17 protein-coding genes and 1 riboswitch are annotated in these 15,179 nt (G+C 58.7%); of the genes, 4 read left to right on the top strand and 13 right to left on the bottom strand.

Going from position 1 to position 15,179, the window contains the following annotated elements; all coding sequences use genetic code 11:
• Nucleotides 1-11: 11 nt before the first annotated feature.
• The 12 genes from GOV38_RS06170 to dnaK form a co-directional block, all read right to left on the bottom strand.
• The gene (locus GOV38_RS06170; protein WP_171132601.1) at nucleotides 12-746 is read right to left on the bottom strand and encodes an ABC transporter permease; all 735 of its coding nucleotides are present in this window, start codon (nucleotides 744-746) and stop codon (nucleotides 12-14) included.
• Nucleotides 743-1,471: an ATP-binding cassette domain-containing protein gene (locus tag GOV38_RS06165; RefSeq protein ID WP_171208479.1), complete on the bottom strand. Its 729-nt coding sequence runs from the start codon at nucleotides 1,469-1,471 to the stop codon at nucleotides 743-745. The genes GOV38_RS06170 and GOV38_RS06165 overlap by 4 nt, the downstream gene beginning before the upstream one ends.
• Nucleotides 1,468-2,142: a thiaminase II gene (gene tenA / locus GOV38_RS06160; RefSeq protein ID WP_171208478.1), complete on the bottom strand. Its 675-nt coding sequence runs from the start codon at nucleotides 2,140-2,142 to the stop codon at nucleotides 1,468-1,470. The genes GOV38_RS06165 and tenA overlap by 4 nt, the downstream gene beginning before the upstream one ends.
• Nucleotides 2,139-3,074: an ABC transporter substrate-binding protein gene (locus GOV38_RS06155; RefSeq protein ID WP_171132605.1), complete on the bottom strand. Its 936-nt coding sequence runs from the start codon at nucleotides 3,072-3,074 to the stop codon at nucleotides 2,139-2,141. Before GOV38_RS06155 ends, tenA begins: the two co-directional genes overlap by 4 nt.
• A 20-nt stretch (nucleotides 3,075-3,094) precedes the next feature.
• Entirely contained in the window at nucleotides 3,095-4,060 is a 966-nt protein-coding gene (locus GOV38_RS06150; protein ID WP_171208743.1) for a ThiF family adenylyltransferase, read from the bottom strand.
• Nucleotides 4,057-4,653 carry a thiamine phosphate synthase gene (locus GOV38_RS06145; protein ID WP_171208477.1) on the bottom strand — a complete coding sequence of 199 codons (597 nt, stop codon included), beginning with the start codon at nucleotides 4,651-4,653 and terminating at the stop codon, nucleotides 4,057-4,059. The genes GOV38_RS06150 and GOV38_RS06145 overlap by 4 nt, the downstream gene beginning before the upstream one ends.
• Nucleotides 4,650-5,414, bottom strand: coding sequence for a thiazole synthase (locus GOV38_RS06140; protein ID WP_171208476.1), 765 nt, complete (start codon nucleotides 5,412-5,414; stop codon nucleotides 4,650-4,652). The genes GOV38_RS06145 and GOV38_RS06140 overlap by 4 nt, the downstream gene beginning before the upstream one ends.
• 2 nt (nucleotides 5,415-5,416) lie before the next feature.
• Nucleotides 5,417-5,611, bottom strand: coding sequence for a sulfur carrier protein ThiS (thiS, locus tag GOV38_RS06135; RefSeq protein WP_171208475.1), 195 nt, complete (start codon nucleotides 5,609-5,611; stop codon nucleotides 5,417-5,419).
• On the bottom strand, nucleotides 5,595-6,572 hold the full coding sequence (locus GOV38_RS06130) for an FAD-dependent oxidoreductase (RefSeq protein ID WP_171208474.1): 978 nt from the start codon (nucleotides 6,570-6,572) through the stop codon (nucleotides 5,595-5,597). The genes thiS and GOV38_RS06130 overlap by 17 nt, the downstream gene beginning before the upstream one ends.
• Nucleotides 6,569-7,372, bottom strand: a complete 804-nt coding sequence (gene thiD, locus GOV38_RS06125) for a bifunctional hydroxymethylpyrimidine kinase/phosphomethylpyrimidine kinase (protein ID WP_171208473.1) — start codon at nucleotides 7,370-7,372, stop codon at nucleotides 6,569-6,571. The genes GOV38_RS06130 and thiD overlap by 4 nt, the downstream gene beginning before the upstream one ends.
• 44 nt (nucleotides 7,373-7,416) lie before the next feature.
• A riboswitch (TPP riboswitch) is annotated at nucleotides 7,417-7,523 on the bottom strand.
• A gap of 172 nt (nucleotides 7,524-7,695) precedes the next feature.
• The gene (gene dnaJ, locus GOV38_RS06120; protein WP_171208472.1) at nucleotides 7,696-8,844 is read right to left on the bottom strand and encodes a molecular chaperone DnaJ; all 1,149 of its coding nucleotides are present in this window, start codon (nucleotides 8,842-8,844) and stop codon (nucleotides 7,696-7,698) included.
• Nucleotides 8,845-8,918: 74 nt separating this feature from the next.
• The gene (gene dnaK, locus GOV38_RS06115) at nucleotides 8,919-10,826 is read right to left on the bottom strand and encodes a molecular chaperone DnaK (protein ID WP_171097471.1); all 1,908 of its coding nucleotides are present in this window, start codon (nucleotides 10,824-10,826) and stop codon (nucleotides 8,919-8,921) included.
• Between the two features lie 215 nt (nucleotides 10,827-11,041).
• Here dnaK and GOV38_RS06110 point away from each other — a divergent pair, with 215 nt between their 5' ends.
• Entirely contained in the window at nucleotides 11,042-11,644 is a 603-nt protein-coding gene (locus tag GOV38_RS06110; protein ID WP_171208471.1) for an alpha-ketoglutarate-dependent dioxygenase AlkB, read from the top strand.
• Here the strand turns inward: GOV38_RS06110 and GOV38_RS06105 are convergent.
• Complete coding sequence (locus GOV38_RS06105; protein ID WP_171208470.1) at nucleotides 11,641-12,462, bottom strand: ABC transporter permease; 822 nt, start codon at nucleotides 12,460-12,462, stop codon at nucleotides 11,641-11,643. The two genes, GOV38_RS06110 and GOV38_RS06105, sit on opposite strands and share 4 nt — an antisense overlap.
• A 121-nt stretch (nucleotides 12,463-12,583) precedes the next feature.
• Between GOV38_RS06105 and cysQ the strand changes: the two genes are divergently transcribed.
• The 3 genes from cysQ to galE are packed head-to-tail and all read left to right on the top strand — an operon-like array spanning nucleotide 12,584 to nucleotide 15,161.
• Nucleotides 12,584-13,381 (top strand): 3'(2'),5'-bisphosphate nucleotidase CysQ, encoded by a 798-nt coding sequence (gene cysQ / locus GOV38_RS06100; protein ID WP_171208469.1) that lies wholly within the window; start codon nucleotides 12,584-12,586, stop codon nucleotides 13,379-13,381.
• Nucleotides 13,381-14,181: a manno-octulosonate cytidylyltransferase gene (locus tag GOV38_RS06095; RefSeq protein ID WP_171208468.1), complete on the top strand. Its 801-nt coding sequence runs from the start codon at nucleotides 13,381-13,383 to the stop codon at nucleotides 14,179-14,181. Before cysQ ends, GOV38_RS06095 begins: the two co-directional genes overlap by 1 nt.
• On the top strand, nucleotides 14,178-15,161 hold the full coding sequence (galE, locus tag GOV38_RS06090) for a UDP-glucose 4-epimerase GalE (protein WP_171208467.1): 984 nt from the start codon (nucleotides 14,178-14,180) through the stop codon (nucleotides 15,159-15,161). Before GOV38_RS06095 ends, galE begins: the two co-directional genes overlap by 4 nt.
• Nucleotides 15,162-15,179: the final 18 nt, after the last annotated feature.

Below are 15,179 nucleotides of genomic sequence, written 5' to 3'. Positions count from 1 at the left end.
TTTCCGAAACGTTAACGCGTCTCACCCGCCATCCGCGCCGTGGCGCGTCGGATAACCATATGCAGAAGGATGGAAAACACGCCCAGTGTCAGCATGGCTGCAAACATCAGATCCGTCTTGGCGCGACCATTGGCCAGTAACATCAGATACCCCAACCCTTTCGAGGACCCGACCCATTCGCCAATCACCGCCCCAATCGGCGCATAAACAGCGGCCAGACGCAAACCCGAAGCCAGCGACGGCAAGGCCGCCGGAATACGGATATGCCACAGCACCGAGCGTTTGCTGGCCTGCATCGTGCGCGCCAGATCCAGATACCCCGGAGGCGTCCGCATCAGACCGTCAAAAAAGGACGAAGTGATCGGGAAATAGATGATCAAAACCGCCATGGCGACCTTCGACCACAGGCCATAGCCCAGCCAAAGTGTCAGCAACGGTGCCAGTGCAAAAACGGGCAGCGCCTGAGTAAAGACCAACATCGGTTGCACCAGCACACGTGCGGCACGTGAATTGGCCAGTTGCAAGGCCGTGATCACACCCAAAAGCGTGCCACAGGCTAAACCGATGATAACCTCAATAGCCGTAATCCAGGTATGTTCCGCAATCAGCCACCGATTCTGCCACCAGGTTTCGGCAACCACGCCGGGCCCGGGCAGGATGAACTTTGGCAACCCGGTCACCCAGACAATACCTTGCCACAAGGCAAGCGCAAACACGGTCGCAGCAAGGGCGGACAGGTACTTCACGCCACCCCCTCCCGCAGCAGGCGCAAAAGAGCGCCTTGCGTCTCGAGCGTCTCAAGATCGTCCACATGGCGCGGCGCGGGCGCTTTTGGCGGGGCGCAGGGTGTCAGGCCGTGTTGCGTCATTACGGTGATCGACTGACCCAAACGCGCAGCCTCGGCCGGGTCATGCGTGACCAGCAACACCGTCCGGCCTTGCAACGCCTCGGCTGCCAGATCCTGCATATCCGCACGGGTCCGGGCATCGAGCGCTGAAAACGGCTCATCCAGCAAGACAAAGGGGCGGTCTTCCATCAAGGTCCGAGCCAGCGCCACACGTTGCCGTTGCCCGCCGGACAGTTCCGCCGGTTTTTTGGCCATATGATCCTGCAACCGCATCCGCTCGATCAACCGATCGCGGCGATCCAGATCGACCTTTTCGCCCCGCAGTCGCGCGCCCAAAGACACGTTCTGCGCCACTGTCGCCCAAGGCAGCAACAGGTCGTCCTGCGCCATATAGGCCACCCGATCGGCCACCGGTTTCCCATCACTTGCAGTGATCTGGCCTTGGAATGCTGCCCCGGTTTCAAGCCCGGCGATCAAGCGCAGAACAGTGGTTTTGCCAACACCCGATCCGCCCAGCAAACAGGTCCATGCCCCAGACGCAAGCGTCAGGGTCAGCGGCGCGAACAGCGTCGCGCCGTCAATGGTGGCTTTGCCGTTGATGGTCAGATCGGGCGCTTGTGTCACGGGTTCAGGCCCATCTGCCAGAAGTTCACCTCCAGTTCGGTCGCGGTGCGGAAGGTCTGGCACAGCCGGACCCAACGGGGTGAGGTTTCAAAATCCGCCCCAAGACGCCGTGTTAGAGCCTGATCCAGCAACGCTCCAACCGCCTGACACGCGCCTTGATACTCGCCACCGGCATAGGTGTTGATCCAATCGGCATAAGTATCAGATGTGGCCTCGGCCTTCAGCCGCGCGCCGATCTCACCATAGCCCATCACGCAAGGTACGAGCGCCGCCAACAGATCAAGCAGATCACCGCTATATCCGGCCTCAAGCACAAAACGGGTATAGGCCAGATTCTCGGCGCGCTCAGCGGTCGAGAACAGCTCCTCCTGCGATATCCCCGCAGCCTCGCAAACACCAATATGCAGCTGCATCTCTTCGGTGATCAGAGCGTTCACCGTGCCCACCGCCGCCAGCATCTCGGAATGCGTTTCCGACTTGACCACCGCCAGCGCCCAGGCGCGCGAGAAATGGATCAGGAACACATAATCCTGGCGCAAATAGTGCAGGAACGCCGCGCGCGGCAGCGTTCCGTCTTTTAGACCTTCGACAAAAGTGTGATGGGTATAGTCCCGCCACGGCCCCGGTACGGCGTCGCGCATCAATGCAAAGGCCTTGCCATATCCGCTCATTGCGCGGTCACGTCGATGGCGATGTCGCTGACCGGGTTCAGGCTGTCGATCATGCCGCTGTCTTTCAGAAACTGCTCGAACCGGGCATAGCGTCCGGCGTCAAACCCTGCGGGACGCAAAGCAAACCGGGGCAGAGTATCCACCCAGGCGCGTGCGTTCAGCTCATCCTGCAACTCGGGCGAAGTGGCGGCAAAGATCTCCCAGCTTTTTTCGGGGTTGTTGACGATGTATTGCGTCGCCTTCTCGGTCGCGGCCAGGAAACGCGCGATCATGTCTGCATCCATCGTGTCGGGATTGGCCACATAGATCAGTTCGTCATAAGACGGGATGCCTTCTTCTTCGATATAGAAACACCGACCCGCGACACCTTCGATATCCATCTGGTTCAGCTCAAAGTTCCGAAACGCACCGATTACTGCATCCACCTGATTGGTCATCAGGGACGGGGACAGCGAAAAGTTGACGTTGATCAACTCGATCTCATCCAACCCGATATCATGCTGGCTTAGCAAAGTGGTCAGGATCGCCTCTTCCACGCCTGCAACCGAAAACCCGATCTTTTTGCCGCGCAGATCCGCCAGCGATTTGATCGGCCCGTCTTCCAGCACCAGCAGACAGTTCAGCGGTGTCGCGACCAGAGTGCCCACGCGTTTCAAAGGCAGACCTTCATGGATCTGCAAGTGCAATTGCGGCTGATAGGATACCGCCAGATCGGCCTGCCCCGCGGCCACCAGACGCGGCGGAGCCGACGGGTCGGCGGGCGGCACGATCTCGACCTCAAGCCCTTCATCCGCGAAATAGCCGTTTTCCTGCGCCACGATGATGGGGCCATGGTCGGGGTTCACGAACCAGTCCAGCAAAACGGTCATCTTATCCTCGGCCCAGGCTGGCGCGGCGGCGAGCAGGGCAATCGCTGCAATCAGTTTCTTCATATCTTGCGGTTCCTTTTCATTCACGAGGTTGCGGCCGCAACGAGCACAATCTCGCCCGGCCAATCCGGTTGAATTTGTTCAGCAGCACGCCAGGCGCGCAGCCCGGTGGCGCAACAGAGTGCCAGTCTTCTGTCCGTGTTAGGCTCTATTTTATGAAGGTTTTCGGGCAGTACGCGCATTGCGTCGGGATGCGCGGGTATGGGCGCCTCTTCGATACTGCGGAGATCAACGATGTGATCCTGGGCGGTCAACTGCCCGGCTGAGAGAAAGCGGAAACAGCTGTCTGGCTCAGGTGCGGTGTCAAATCTGAATGACGTGCTGCGCAGGGTCCGACCATCAAACTGAACCATCTGTCCCAGGGGCGATGGATCAATCTGCAGGGTCAGGTTCAACGCCATCTGCGCCTGCATCGCACCAATACTGGCCACGACCGGCCCCAAAACGCCCGCTGTTGCGCAGCTGGCGCTGCTGTCCGGCGCGTCCGGGAATAGCGCACGGAGTGACGGCGCCCCGCCGCAAAACCCGCCCACATAACCGGAAAGCCCAAGAACCGAAGCCGAGATCAGAGGCTTATGCAACGCCAGACACGTATCCGAGAGGACATAGCTGGCGGCATAACTGTCTGCGCAATCCAACACCACATCCGCCTGCGCCACCATCGTCTGCGCGTTTTCGGCGGTCAATACCTGCGCAAGATCTGCGACCTCAATGTCACCGTTCAAGGCACGACAACGCGCGGCAGCTGCTTCGGCTTTGGAACGCCCCTGATCGGCCTCAGAAAACAAGGTCTGGCGATGCAGGTTCGACAGATCAACCGTATCGCCATCAACAATGGTGATCAGACCGACCCCTGCCCCCGCCAGCAAAGGCAAAGCCGGAGCCGCCAATCCACCCGCCCCAACAACCAGAACATGGGCCGCCGCAAGACGGGCCTGCCCGTCCGCCCCAACCTCGGGCAGCAACAGCTGGCGGGCATAACGGCTCATCTGGTTGCCTCGATCCATTGACGCACCCTAGCCTCGGGGTCGGTGTTCAGGGTGATGTCTGTGACAACCGAGACGATATCGGCACCGGCCTGCAAAACACCCGCGGCACGCTCGACGCTCATCCCACCGATACCCACCAAAGGAATCTCACCCACTCGGGCCTTCCACTCGGTCACACGCGGCAGCCCCTGCTGATGCCATTTCATCTTTTTCAGGATGGTCGGGTAAACAGGCCCCAGCGCCACATAGTCGGGATCCATCGCCAGCACGCGCTCCAGCTCGTCATCGTCATGCGTGGAAACGCCCAGTTTTAGACCCGCTTTTCGGATGGCGTCCAGATCTGCATCATCCAGATCTTCCTGTCCCAAATGGATCCAGTCACAGCCCAGTTCAATCGCTATCTGCCAATAGTCATTCACGACAAAGATAGCGCCGTGCTGACGGCAAAGATCACGCGAAAGGGCAATCTGCTCGCGCACCATATCGTCCGGTTGATCCTTGACCCGAAGCTGCACCAGCTTCACGCCAAGCGGTAGCATCCGCCGTAGCCAGTCCGAGTGGTCGAAGATCGGATAGAAACGATCCAGCGTCATGACAGGAACGCCTTTCCGATAACAGGGGTCGAGGCTTCGGCCATATCGCGCGCCTCGATCGGGTCGGCCTGATGGGCCAGTTGACCGGCATGGATGGCCTGCATCATGGCTTTGGCCATCAAAACCGGATCACCCGCGCGCGCTACGGCCGTGTTAAGCAATACGGCGTCATAGCCCAACTCCATAGCCTGCGCCGCGTGGCTGGGCAGGCCGATGCCCGCATCGATCACCAGCGGCACGTCAGGAAACTCCGCCCGCATCGCACGCAGGGCATATGCGTTGTTTAGACCACGCCCGGACCCAATGGGCGCGCCCCAGGGCATCAACACTTCGCACCCAGCGGCCAATAGACGTTCGCCCACTATCAAATCATCGGTTGTATAGGGAAAGACCTGAAACCCTTCGTCCGTTAGGATGCGCGCGGCCTCAACCAGTTGGAACACATCCGGTTGAAGACTGTCCGTGTGCCCGATCAGCTCCAGCTTGATCCATTTGGTATCAAACACCTCGCGCGCCATCTGCGCGGTGGTCACCGCCTCTTTTACCGTATGACACCCGGCTGTGTTAGGCAGGATCAGGACCCCAAGCTCTTGAATCATCTTCCAAAACGTCTGCCCAGCCCCAGATTCGCGCCGCAATGAAACCGTCGCCACCCCAGCGCCGCTTTCGCGAAAAGCCTGTTCCAAAATCGCAGGGCTGGGATATTGCGCCGTGCCCAGCATCAATGGGTTCGGCAGTTCCGTGCCGTAAAACCTCTTCATCCTCAGCCCCCCTGCATCGGTGCAACAACCTCAACCCGGTCGCCATCAACAAGCTTGTGCGTGATGCGCAGGCTGGAGGGCACGAAGTTTTCGTTCACCGCCGTGGCGACACGGCCCGAATATCCGCACTCGTCCAAAAGGTCCGACAGGGTTTCGGCCTGCACCTCGCGCACTTCGCCGTTAAGCACGATCTTCATCGACCATCTCCGAATGTTTGTTCTCAAGCGCCAGATCCGCCACGCCCTGCGCCAGGGCGGGTGCCAGAAGGTATCCGTGTCGATATAGCCCGTTGGCATAGATCCGACCGCCCCGGCGGCGGATGCGCGGTAGGTTGTCAGGGAAGGTGGGACGCAGATCGACACCGATTTCCAGCACCTCCGCCTCACCAAAACCGGGATTCAACGCATATGCCGCGCTGAGCAATTCCAGCATCGACCGCGCGGTGATCCTGTCACTGTCCTCGGACTCGATCATCGTCGCGCCCAGCATATACACCCCGTCCCCGCGCGGCACGATATAAAGCGGCATGCGCGGATGCAGCAGGCGGACAGGACGGGTGAGCGTAACCTCCCGGCAGCGGATCACCAGCATCTCGCCCTTTACGCCCCGCAGGTCTTTCAAACTCTCTCGTGCATGCAACCCGCGGCAATCGATAACATTGTCCAACGCCTCGGGCGCGGGATCCTTGTGAAATACGACCCCCTGTTTCTTCAGGGTGTGATAGAGGTCATGCAAGGCGCGGCGCGGATCAAGATGCGCTTCATCCGTAAAGAACAGGCCTTTGCCAAAACCATGAAGATCAGGCTCTAATTGGGCGATATCGTCGGTCATAACCTCTTGGAATCCATGTGTGCGGCGCGCGAAACGGCGCAAGTCCGGCAGATCACGAGCATTGGCCACGACCAGCGTGCCCAAGCGATCCACCTTGGTGCGTGCAGCCCACCACCCCAGCGCCTGTTGGCCCAAGCGCAAGACCGGCTCTTCCGCGTTTTCGAACTCACACCACGGCGCCAACATGCCCCCGGCCCACCAGGAACACCCATGCGGCCCCGGAGGGCCACCGGGGTCAAAAACCTGCACAGTCGCGCCGCGCGCTGCCAGCTCGCTGGCCACCGCCAGTCCGGCAACGCCTGCCCCTATGACCGACCAAACTGTCACGCAGACCAAACCTTGTGAAAGTGATGCACGGGTCCATGGCCCTGCCCAATCTTCAGATCATCCGCCGCCCGTATCGCCCCTTGTAGATACGCATGCGCCTCAGCAACTGCGACCTCAAGAGCAAGGCCTTTCGCCAAGCCCGCCGCTATCGCCGATGACAGCGTGCATCCGGTGCCATGAGTGTTCTTGGTTGCCTGACGCGGTGCTTTGAATGCACTCAGCGTGCCTGACGCGTCGATCATCAGATCGTTGCACATGTCTCCTGACCCGTGACCGCCCTTCATGAGCACTGCCTTCGCGCCAAGGGCACAGAGCGCGCGGCCCTGCGCAGTCATGTTTTCCAACGTGTGCGCCTCTGGCTGATCCAGCAAGCGTGCCGCTTCTGGCAAATTGGGGGTCAGAACAGTTGCGCACGGTAGCAGGGCGTCACGCAGAGTCTGAACGGCCTTGCCCGCCAGAAGGGCATCGCCCGATTTGGCGACCATTACCGGATCCAGTACGATTGGCCCCTCAAAGCCCGAAATCGCCTTGGCCACTGTGTGAATGATATCAGGCGTCGCCAACATACCGATCTTGATCGCGCGCACGTCAAGATCATCCAGAACCGCAGCAATCTGGGCCGAGATTACATCTAGCGGGATGCCATGCACTGCGGTCACTGCTTTGGTGTTCTGCGCGGTCACTGCGGTGATCACGCTGGCTCCGTAAACACCCAACGCAGACATGGCTTTCAGATCCGCTTGAATGCCGGCACCACCGCCGCTGTCCGACCCTGCGATTGTCAGCGCAATAGGCGCCATCCGAATGCTCCATCAATTCTGGGGCAACGGGTTTGGAAAACGTCTGTAGTGTTAAGACCGTTCCCTCCGCCGGTATTGCCCGGATCAGGTTCGATGGGTTGATGCGCCAGCACCTCTCAGCCCCTTGACCAGGGCACCCCAACGGTTGGCGCGGAACATCTCAGGCAAGGTAAAAAGAATCAAGAGGTTTTTGCGAGGCTCTGCCTCGCGCTCAGGGATATTTTCAGCCAGATGAAGAACGGATCCAGTCTTCTTCTGTTTGCAAATACCTCGGGGGAGTCGCCCGAAGGGCGGCGGGGGCAGCGCCCCCACCTGAAGGCCGTTCAGCCTTTCATGCCATCCCAGAAGGATTTGACAGACGAGAAAAAGCTTTTGGATTCCGGGTGGTTGTCTTCACCCAGATCGTCAAACTCTCGCAGCAGTTCTTTTTGACGGCTGGTCAGGTTCACCGGTGTTTCGACTGCCAATTCGATGAACATGTCACCCGTGCCGCCACCGCGCAGGGCGGGCATACCTTTGCCGCGCAGACGCATTTGGCGACCGGATTGGCTGCCGGCCGGGATCTGGATACGACCGCGCCCGCCATCAATTGTCGGCACTTCAATCGATCCGCCCAGCGCGGCTTTGGCCATGCTGACCGGCACCCGACAATAAAGGTTCACACTGTCACGTTCGAAGAGCTTGTGTTCCGTCACTTCGAGGAAGATATAAAGATCGCCCGGAGGGCCACCGCGCATACCAGCCTCGCCCTCGCCAGCCAGACGAATGCGCGTTCCTGTTTCGACACCTGCCGGAATATTTACCGACAAAGCCCGGTCTTTTTCGACCCGACCCGCACCCTGACAAGATTTGCAGGGGTTCTTGATGATCTGGCCCAGACCGGAACAGGTCGGACAGGTGCGTTCAACCGTGAAAAAGCCCTGTTGCGCACGGACTTTGCCCATGCCCGAACAGGTCGGGCAGGTGGTGGGCTCGGCACCGCCTTCAGCACCCGTGCCCTCACAGGCCGAACACGCAACAGCGGTCGGAACGTTGATAGTTTTCTGCAGGCCGGCAAAAGCCTCTTCCAGCGTCACGCGCAGGTTATAGCGCAGGTCCGAGCCGCGCGCCGCGCGACGTCCACCGCCGCCGCCACGCTGTCCGCCCATGAAGTCGCCGAACAGGTCGTCAAACACATCGGAAAACGCGCTCGAGAAGTCACCCTGGCCGAAACCGCCACCCGGGCGACCGCCGCCGCCCATACCGTTTTCAAACGCGGCATGACCAAAGCGGTCATAAGCCGCCTTTTTCTCGGCATCACGCAGGACGTCATAGGCCTCATTGGCCTCTTTGAACTGCGCCTCGGCGTCGGGATTGTCTTTGTTGCGGTCGGGATGCAATTCCTTGGCCTTCTTGCGAAAGCCTTTCTTGATCTCATCCGCCGAAGCGCCCTTGGACACGCCGAGCACGTCGTAATAGTCGCGTTTTGACATCAGTATTTCCTTCTGCCTCAACGTAAATGGGCCGGCCCGATGCCCGGACCGGCCCCGATTGGCCCGGTGACCCGTTAATTACGCTTGTCGTCGTCCAGATCTTCGAACTCGGCATCGACGATATCGTCATCGCCCGGTGCCGCATCTGCTGCCGCAGGTTCGTCCTCGGCCTCTTCCGACTGCGCCTTATAGATCGCTTCACCCAGTTTCATGGCCGCTTCGGTCACGTTCTGGATGCCGGCTTTGATCTTGTCGGCATTGTCTGTTTCCAGCTCATCCTTGAGCGCGGCAACAGCCAGTTCGATCGCTTCGACGGTCGACGGATCGACCTTGTCGCCATGATCCTCGATCGATTTCTCGGTCGCGTGGACAAGGCTTTCGGCCTGGTTCTTGGCTTCGACCAGCTCTTTGCGGGCCTTGTCTGCCTCGGCATTTTCCTCGGCGTCCTTGACCATCTTTTCGATGTCGTCATCCGACAGACCGCCAGAGGCCTGGATCGTGATCTTCTGCTCTTTGCCGGTGCCTTTGTCTTTGGCCGAAACCGAGACAATACCGTTGGCGTCGATGTCAAAAGTCACCTCGATCTGAGGCATACCGCGCGGTGCGGGCGGGATTTCTTCCAGGTTGAACTGACCCAGGATCTTGTTGTCCGCAGCCATTTCCCGCTCACCCTGGAACACCCGGATGGTTACGGCGTTCTGGTTGTCTTCGGCGGTCGAGAAGACCTGAGACTTTTTGGTCGGGATCGTGGTGTTTCGGTCGATCAGACGGGTGAACACGCCACCCAGTGTCTCGATGCCCAGAGACAGCGGGGTCACGTCCAGCAGAACCACGTCTTTGACGTCACCTTGCAGAACACCGGCCTGAATGGCGGCGCCCATGGCAACAACCTCATCCGGGTTCACACCCTTGTGCGGCTCTTTGCCGAAGAATTTGGTGACCTCTTCGATCACTTTCGGCATCCGGGTCATACCACCGACCAGAACAACCTCATCCACGTCGCCAGCCGACAGGCCCGCATCTTTCAGAGCAGCCTGGCAGGGTTTCATCGACTTCTTGATCAGATCCGAGACCAGCGATTCCAGTTTGGCACGGGTCAGTTTCATGACCATGTGCAGCGGCTGACCGTTCGAACCCATCGAGATGAACGGCTGGTTGATTTCGGTCTGCGAGGTCGAGCTGAGCTCGATCTTGGCTTTTTCAGCGGCTTCTTTCAGACGCTGCAGGGCCATCTTGTCCTGGCTCAGGTCAACGCCGTGTTCCTTTTTGAACTCATCCGCCAGATAGTTGACGATGCGCATGTCAAAGTCTTCACCGCCCAGGAAGGTGTCACCATTGGTCGACTTAACTTCGAACAGGCCGTCGTCGATTTCCAGGATGGTCACATCGAAAGTACCGCCACCAAGGTCATAGACAGCGATGGTTTGGGTTTCTTCCTTGTCCAGACCATAGGCCAGAGCAGCCGCTGTCGGTTCGTTGATGATCCGCAGCACTTCCAGACCGGCGATTTTACCGGCGTCTTTGGTGGCCTGACGCTGTGCGTCGTTGAAATAGGCCGGAACGGTGATGACCGCCTGCGTGACTTCCTCACCCAAATAGCTCTCGGCGGTTTCCTTCATCTTGCCCAGAGTGAAGGCCGAGATCTGGCTTGGGGAGTACTTTTCGCCGCGGGCTTCTACCCACGCGTCGCCATTGCCGCCATCAACGATGGAATACGGCACCATCTTCTTGTCTTTTTCGACTTCGGCATCATCCACACGACGACCGATCAAGCGCTTGACGCCAAAGATCGTGTTGTCGGGGTTGGTGACCGCCTGACGTTTTGCAGGCTGACCGACCAGTCGCTCATCTTCGGTGAAGGCGACAATCGAGGGCGTGGTCCGCGCCCCTTCGGCGTTTTCGATGACCTTCGGCTGCGAGCCGTCCATGATCGCAACGCAGGAGTTGGTGGTTCCGAGGTCAATCCCGATTACTTTTCCCATTCTTTCAATCCCTTTCTCTTCAAGGCGATGTCCCGAGGGCCGGACCCATTATGGCATCCTGTCCCCGATCTGATGTGCGCGACAGCACTACACCATCGCGCGTCTCGGCGTATATAAGGGCGCAAACAGGGGGCTGCAAGCGTTGTAAATCGCTGGTTTTCAGGATTCTGAGCCCTTTTTTGTCAAGGTTTTGGTAAGGATCGGGAAAACCGAATATGACTCAGCTGCTGTTGCGGGGTTTTGACATCCGAAAGGGCTATCTGGATGCGCACGCTCAGACAGCGCTGGTCGAGAGGCTGCGCCCGCTTCTTAAGGCCGCGCCTTTGTTCCATCCCACAACGCCTTCCGGCAAACACATGTCGGTTCGCATGACCTCGGCAGGCGCATTGGGGTGGGTGTCTGACAAGAGCGGGTACAGATATCAGGATCATCACCCCAAGGGCATGACGTGGCCGTCTATTCCGGACGCTATCCTGAACATTTGGTACGATATCACCAAGGCCGAACGCGCACCGGATTGCTGCCTGATCAACTACTATGGTGAGAACACGCGCATGGGTATGCATCAGGACAAGGATGAGGCCGATTTTTCCTGGCCGGTCCTGTCGATCTCGCTTGGTGACGATGCACTATTTCGGATTGGCAACACGTCGCGCGGCGGAAAGACCGAGTCGATCTGGCTGAGTTCTGGTGATGTCGTTGTGATGGGAGGGCCTGCGCGGCTGACCTATCACGGGATTGACCGGATCCGTTTTGGCTCATCCCGGTTGCTGCCCAAGGGCGGGCGCATCAACCTGACGCTACGCGTGGCGACCTAACGCCTTGCGTCCCAGCTTTTGGATACATGCTGGCGGGTATAGAACTCGGCCAGAAGACCAATCATCAGCAACACAATTCCAACCCAAAGCGCATATTCCCAGCTGGAATTTCGCGGATAGTAGTTTCGGAACACAAAGCCCCGGCACTGGTCGATGGCATGAAACAGCGGGTTCCAGGTGAACAGGCTCAGCATGAAACCGCCCAGCGCGTTGCCAACAAACATCTTGCCCGAGAACAGCATGTTCATACGGCGATAAACTTGGGTGAGAATACTGACTGTCCTTGGAAACCAAGGTGAGAGCGCCAAGAACACCACACCAACCGCACATCCGGTGAACCACGCCAACATCAGCATTGCGAACGCGCCGCCTGGGTTCTGGATATCCACCGGCCCAATAAGAACGACGTAAACAAGCAATATTACCAAAATTGACACAACCTGCGTGTAAAGCTGACCGAACGCAGCCGCCATAAGGACAACCGAAAAGTTCATTGGTGAATGCAGTGTCAGCGGATTGTTGGCCGTGCCAAGCCCGGCGACCGAGCCCACGGCCTTGATATGGGTCATGAACAAAAAGACGCCCGAGAGCAGAAAAAGAATGAAATCACCCCGGATTTTTGCGATCCGCGTACCCAGCAGCGACATGATCAGATAAAAAACGGTCACGATCACCAATATCTGCATAATGTTCATCAACACAGCCAGCACAGCATTGGAATGCTGAGACCGTATGTTTCGTACGATCGCATGAAACACCAATTCCATCGTGGTGAAGGCGCCGCCCAGAAGCGATTGGTTTCGCTCAAACTTGAACACGGGTTTTGGTCATCCTGCTGTTTGGCCAACAATCTGGCACGAAATTCTTGCTGTTCCGTTTCCGGGACATCATAAGTCCGTCAGGATTTTGGATCAACAAACCCCGTGAACGGAGCAATTTGTGACTTACGACGCGCTAATTCCTGTCATCAGACGTCTGGCTTTGGAAGCTGGCGACACAATTATGAAGATTTATGATGCGGATGATTTCGACGTCAAAGTCAAATCCGATGCCAGCCCCGTGACCGAGGCGGATGAGGCTGCCGATGCCCTGATCTCGGCCGGCTTACGCGCTACCTTCCCTGATATTCTACTGGTCACCGAAGAACAGGCTGCCTCGCATTCCGAAAAGGGCGACACATTCCTGATCGTCGATCCCCTGGACGGTACCAAAGAGTTCATCAACCGACGCGGTGATTTTACCGTTAATATCGCGCTGGTAGAAAACGGTGTACCGACGCGCGGCGTGGTTTATGCGCCTGCGAAAGGTCGAATGTTCTATACGCAGCCCGATGGTCAGGCGGTCGAAGAAACCGGTTCTCTGGACAAAGATGCTCCTGGCCCAGTCACCGCAATATCAGTGTCTAAACCGGACAATTCTTCCCTGATGATCGTCGCATCCAAATCGCACCGCGATCAGGCGACCGAAGACTACATCAACAAATATCAGGTCAAAGACAGCAAAAGCGCAGGCTCGTCCCTGAAATTTTGTCTGGTGGCGACGGGTGAGGCTGATCTTTATCCCCGCGTCGGTCGCACGATGGAGTGGGACACAGCTGCCGGTCATGCCGTTTTGGCAGGCGCCGGGGGCCAAGTTGTGCGCTTTGACGACCATACGCCGCTGAAATATGGCAAGGACGGCTATGCAAACCCGTTCTTTATTGCCTACGCTCCGGGTGTTGACCTGAAAGAGGCTTGATGTCTGTCCTGATTGCCATCCCTGCCCGCTATGCCTCGACCCGGTATCCGGGCAAACCTTTGGTGCCACTGACCGGTGCAAGCGGCGTGTCGATGACGCTGATCGAACGCTCATGGCGCGCCGCCTGTTCGGTATCGGGCGTGGACCGGGTGGTAGTGGCCACCGACGATGACCGCATTCGCGAGGTCTCGGAGGCATTCGGGGCCGAGGTTGTGATGACGTCCGAAAACTGCGCCAACGGCACCGAACGCTGCGCCGAGACCCATGTGGCCTTGGGTGGCGGATACGATATTGTGGTCAACCTGCAAGGCGACGCGCCGCTGACGCCCCATTGGTTCATCGAAGATCTGGTCAAAGGTTTGAATGCCGCGCCCGAGGCGGAAATCGCCACCCCGGTTCTGCGCTGTGACGGAGACGCGTTGAACGGGCTGTTGAATGACCGCAAGCACGGGCGCGTCGGCGGCACCACCGCAGTATTCGGCACCGATCACAGCGCGCTTTATTTCTCGAAAGAGGTGATCCCGTTCACCTCAGACACCTATGCGGGTACCGACGAAACACCCGTATTCCACCATGTTGGGGTCTATGCATACCGCCCCGATGCATTGGCCGCCTATCCCGGCTGGCCCACCGGCCCGTTGGAAACCCTGGAAGGGCTGGAACAGCTGCGATTCATGGAAAACGGGCGCAAGGTCTTGTGTGTCGAAGTTGAGGCCAAAGGCCGCCAGTTCTGGGAATTGAACAACCCGCAAGACGTGGCCAAGATCGAAGAGATGATGGCCACGATGGGGTTGGAATGACGCATATCCTTGTCACCGGTGGTGCAGGCTATATCGGCTCGCACGCATGCAAGGCGCTGGCGCAGGCGGGCTATGTGCCCGTCACCTATGACAACCTCAGCACCGGCTGGCAGGATGCGGTCAAATTCGGGCCCTTTGAACAGGGCGACCTGCGCGACAGGGCGCGGTTGGATGAGGTGTTTGCCAAATATCAGCCCCAGGCCGTGATGCATTTCGCCGCCCTCAGCCAGGTAGGCGAGGCGATGTCCGAGCCCGGGCGCTACTGGGCCAACAACGTCATGGGCTCGTTGACCCTGATCGAAGCCGCTGTGGCCGCCGATTGCCTGAACTTCGTGTTTTCATCGACCTGCGCCACCTATGGCGATCAGGATAATGTGGTTCTGGACGAAAACAGCGCGCAGCATCCGTTGAACGCCTATGGTGCCTCGAAGCGCGCGATTGAGGATATTCTGCGCGATTTCGGCGCCTCGCACGGGCTGAACCATGTGATCTTTCGCTATTTCAACGTGGCCGGCGCCGACCCCGACGGCGAGGTGGGCGAGTTTCACCGACCCGAGACGCACCTGATCCCGCTGATGTTGGATGCGATTGATGGCAAACGGGACGCGCTGACTGTATTTGGCACCGATTATGATACGCCGGACGGCACGTGCATCCGGGATTATGTGCATGTCTGCGATCTGGTGGACGCCCATGTGTTGGGGCTGGAATGGCTGAAATCCGGCAAGGGCTCTCGCGTGTTCAACCTTGGCACGGGTTCGGGGTTTTCGGTGATGGAGGTGATCGAGAAATCGCGGGCGGTGACCAACCGCGCCGTGCCCCATTCTATTGGAAACCGCCGCGCAGGCGATTGCACCCGGCTTGTATCCGGCTCTGACCGGGCAAGGGATGAGCTGGGATGGAACGCCAAAAGGTCAACGTTAGAGACGATGATCGCAGATGCCTGGCGCTGGCATCAAAACGGATCCTACGAAAAATGAGGGGCGAGTGACGGCGGC

The organism is Ruegeria sp. HKCCA5839 (assembly GCF_013035585.1).
GTDB lineage: Bacteria > Pseudomonadota > Alphaproteobacteria > Rhodobacterales > Rhodobacteraceae > Ruegeria.
Note: the sequence above shows the minus strand (reverse complement) of the source record. Positions and strands in the feature narration are given on the sequence as shown.

Bases quoted from the DNA above. Each gene is read 5' to 3' on its own strand.
- tenA (WP_171208478.1), bottom strand. From the start codon at position 2,142: ATGAGCGGATATGGCAAGGCCTTTGCATTGATGCGCGACGCCGTACCG.
- GOV38_RS06155 (WP_171132605.1), bottom strand. From the start codon at position 3,074: ATGAAGAAACTGATTGCAGCGATTGCCCTGCTCGCCGCCGCGCCAGCC.
- GOV38_RS06150 (WP_171208743.1), bottom strand. From the start codon at position 4,060: ATGAGCCGTTATGCCCGCCAGCTGTTGCTGCCCGAGGTTGGGGCGGAC.
- GOV38_RS06145 (WP_171208477.1), bottom strand. From the start codon at position 4,653: ATGACGCTGGATCGTTTCTATCCGATCTTCGACCACTCGGACTGGCTA.
- GOV38_RS06140 (WP_171208476.1), bottom strand. From the start codon at position 5,414: ATGAAGAGGTTTTACGGCACGGAACTGCCGAACCCATTGATGCTGGGC.
- thiS (WP_171208475.1), bottom strand. From the start codon at position 5,611: ATGAAGATCGTGCTTAACGGCGAAGTGCGCGAGGTGCAGGCCGAAACC.
- thiD (WP_171208473.1), bottom strand. From the start codon at position 7,372: ATGGCGCCTATTGCGCTGACAATCGCAGGGTCGGACAGCGGCGGTGGT.
- dnaJ (WP_171208472.1), bottom strand. From the start codon at position 8,844: ATGTCAAAACGCGACTATTACGACGTGCTCGGCGTGTCCAAGGGCGCT.
- dnaK (WP_171097471.1), bottom strand. From the start codon at position 10,826: ATGGGAAAAGTAATCGGGATTGACCTCGGAACCACCAACTCCTGCGTT.
- GOV38_RS06110 (WP_171208471.1), top strand. From the start codon at position 11,042: ATGACTCAGCTGCTGTTGCGGGGTTTTGACATCCGAAAGGGCTATCTG.
- GOV38_RS06095 (WP_171208468.1), top strand. From the start codon at position 13,381: ATGTCTGTCCTGATTGCCATCCCTGCCCGCTATGCCTCGACCCGGTAT.
- galE (WP_171208467.1), top strand. From the start codon at position 14,178: ATGACGCATATCCTTGTCACCGGTGGTGCAGGCTATATCGGCTCGCAC.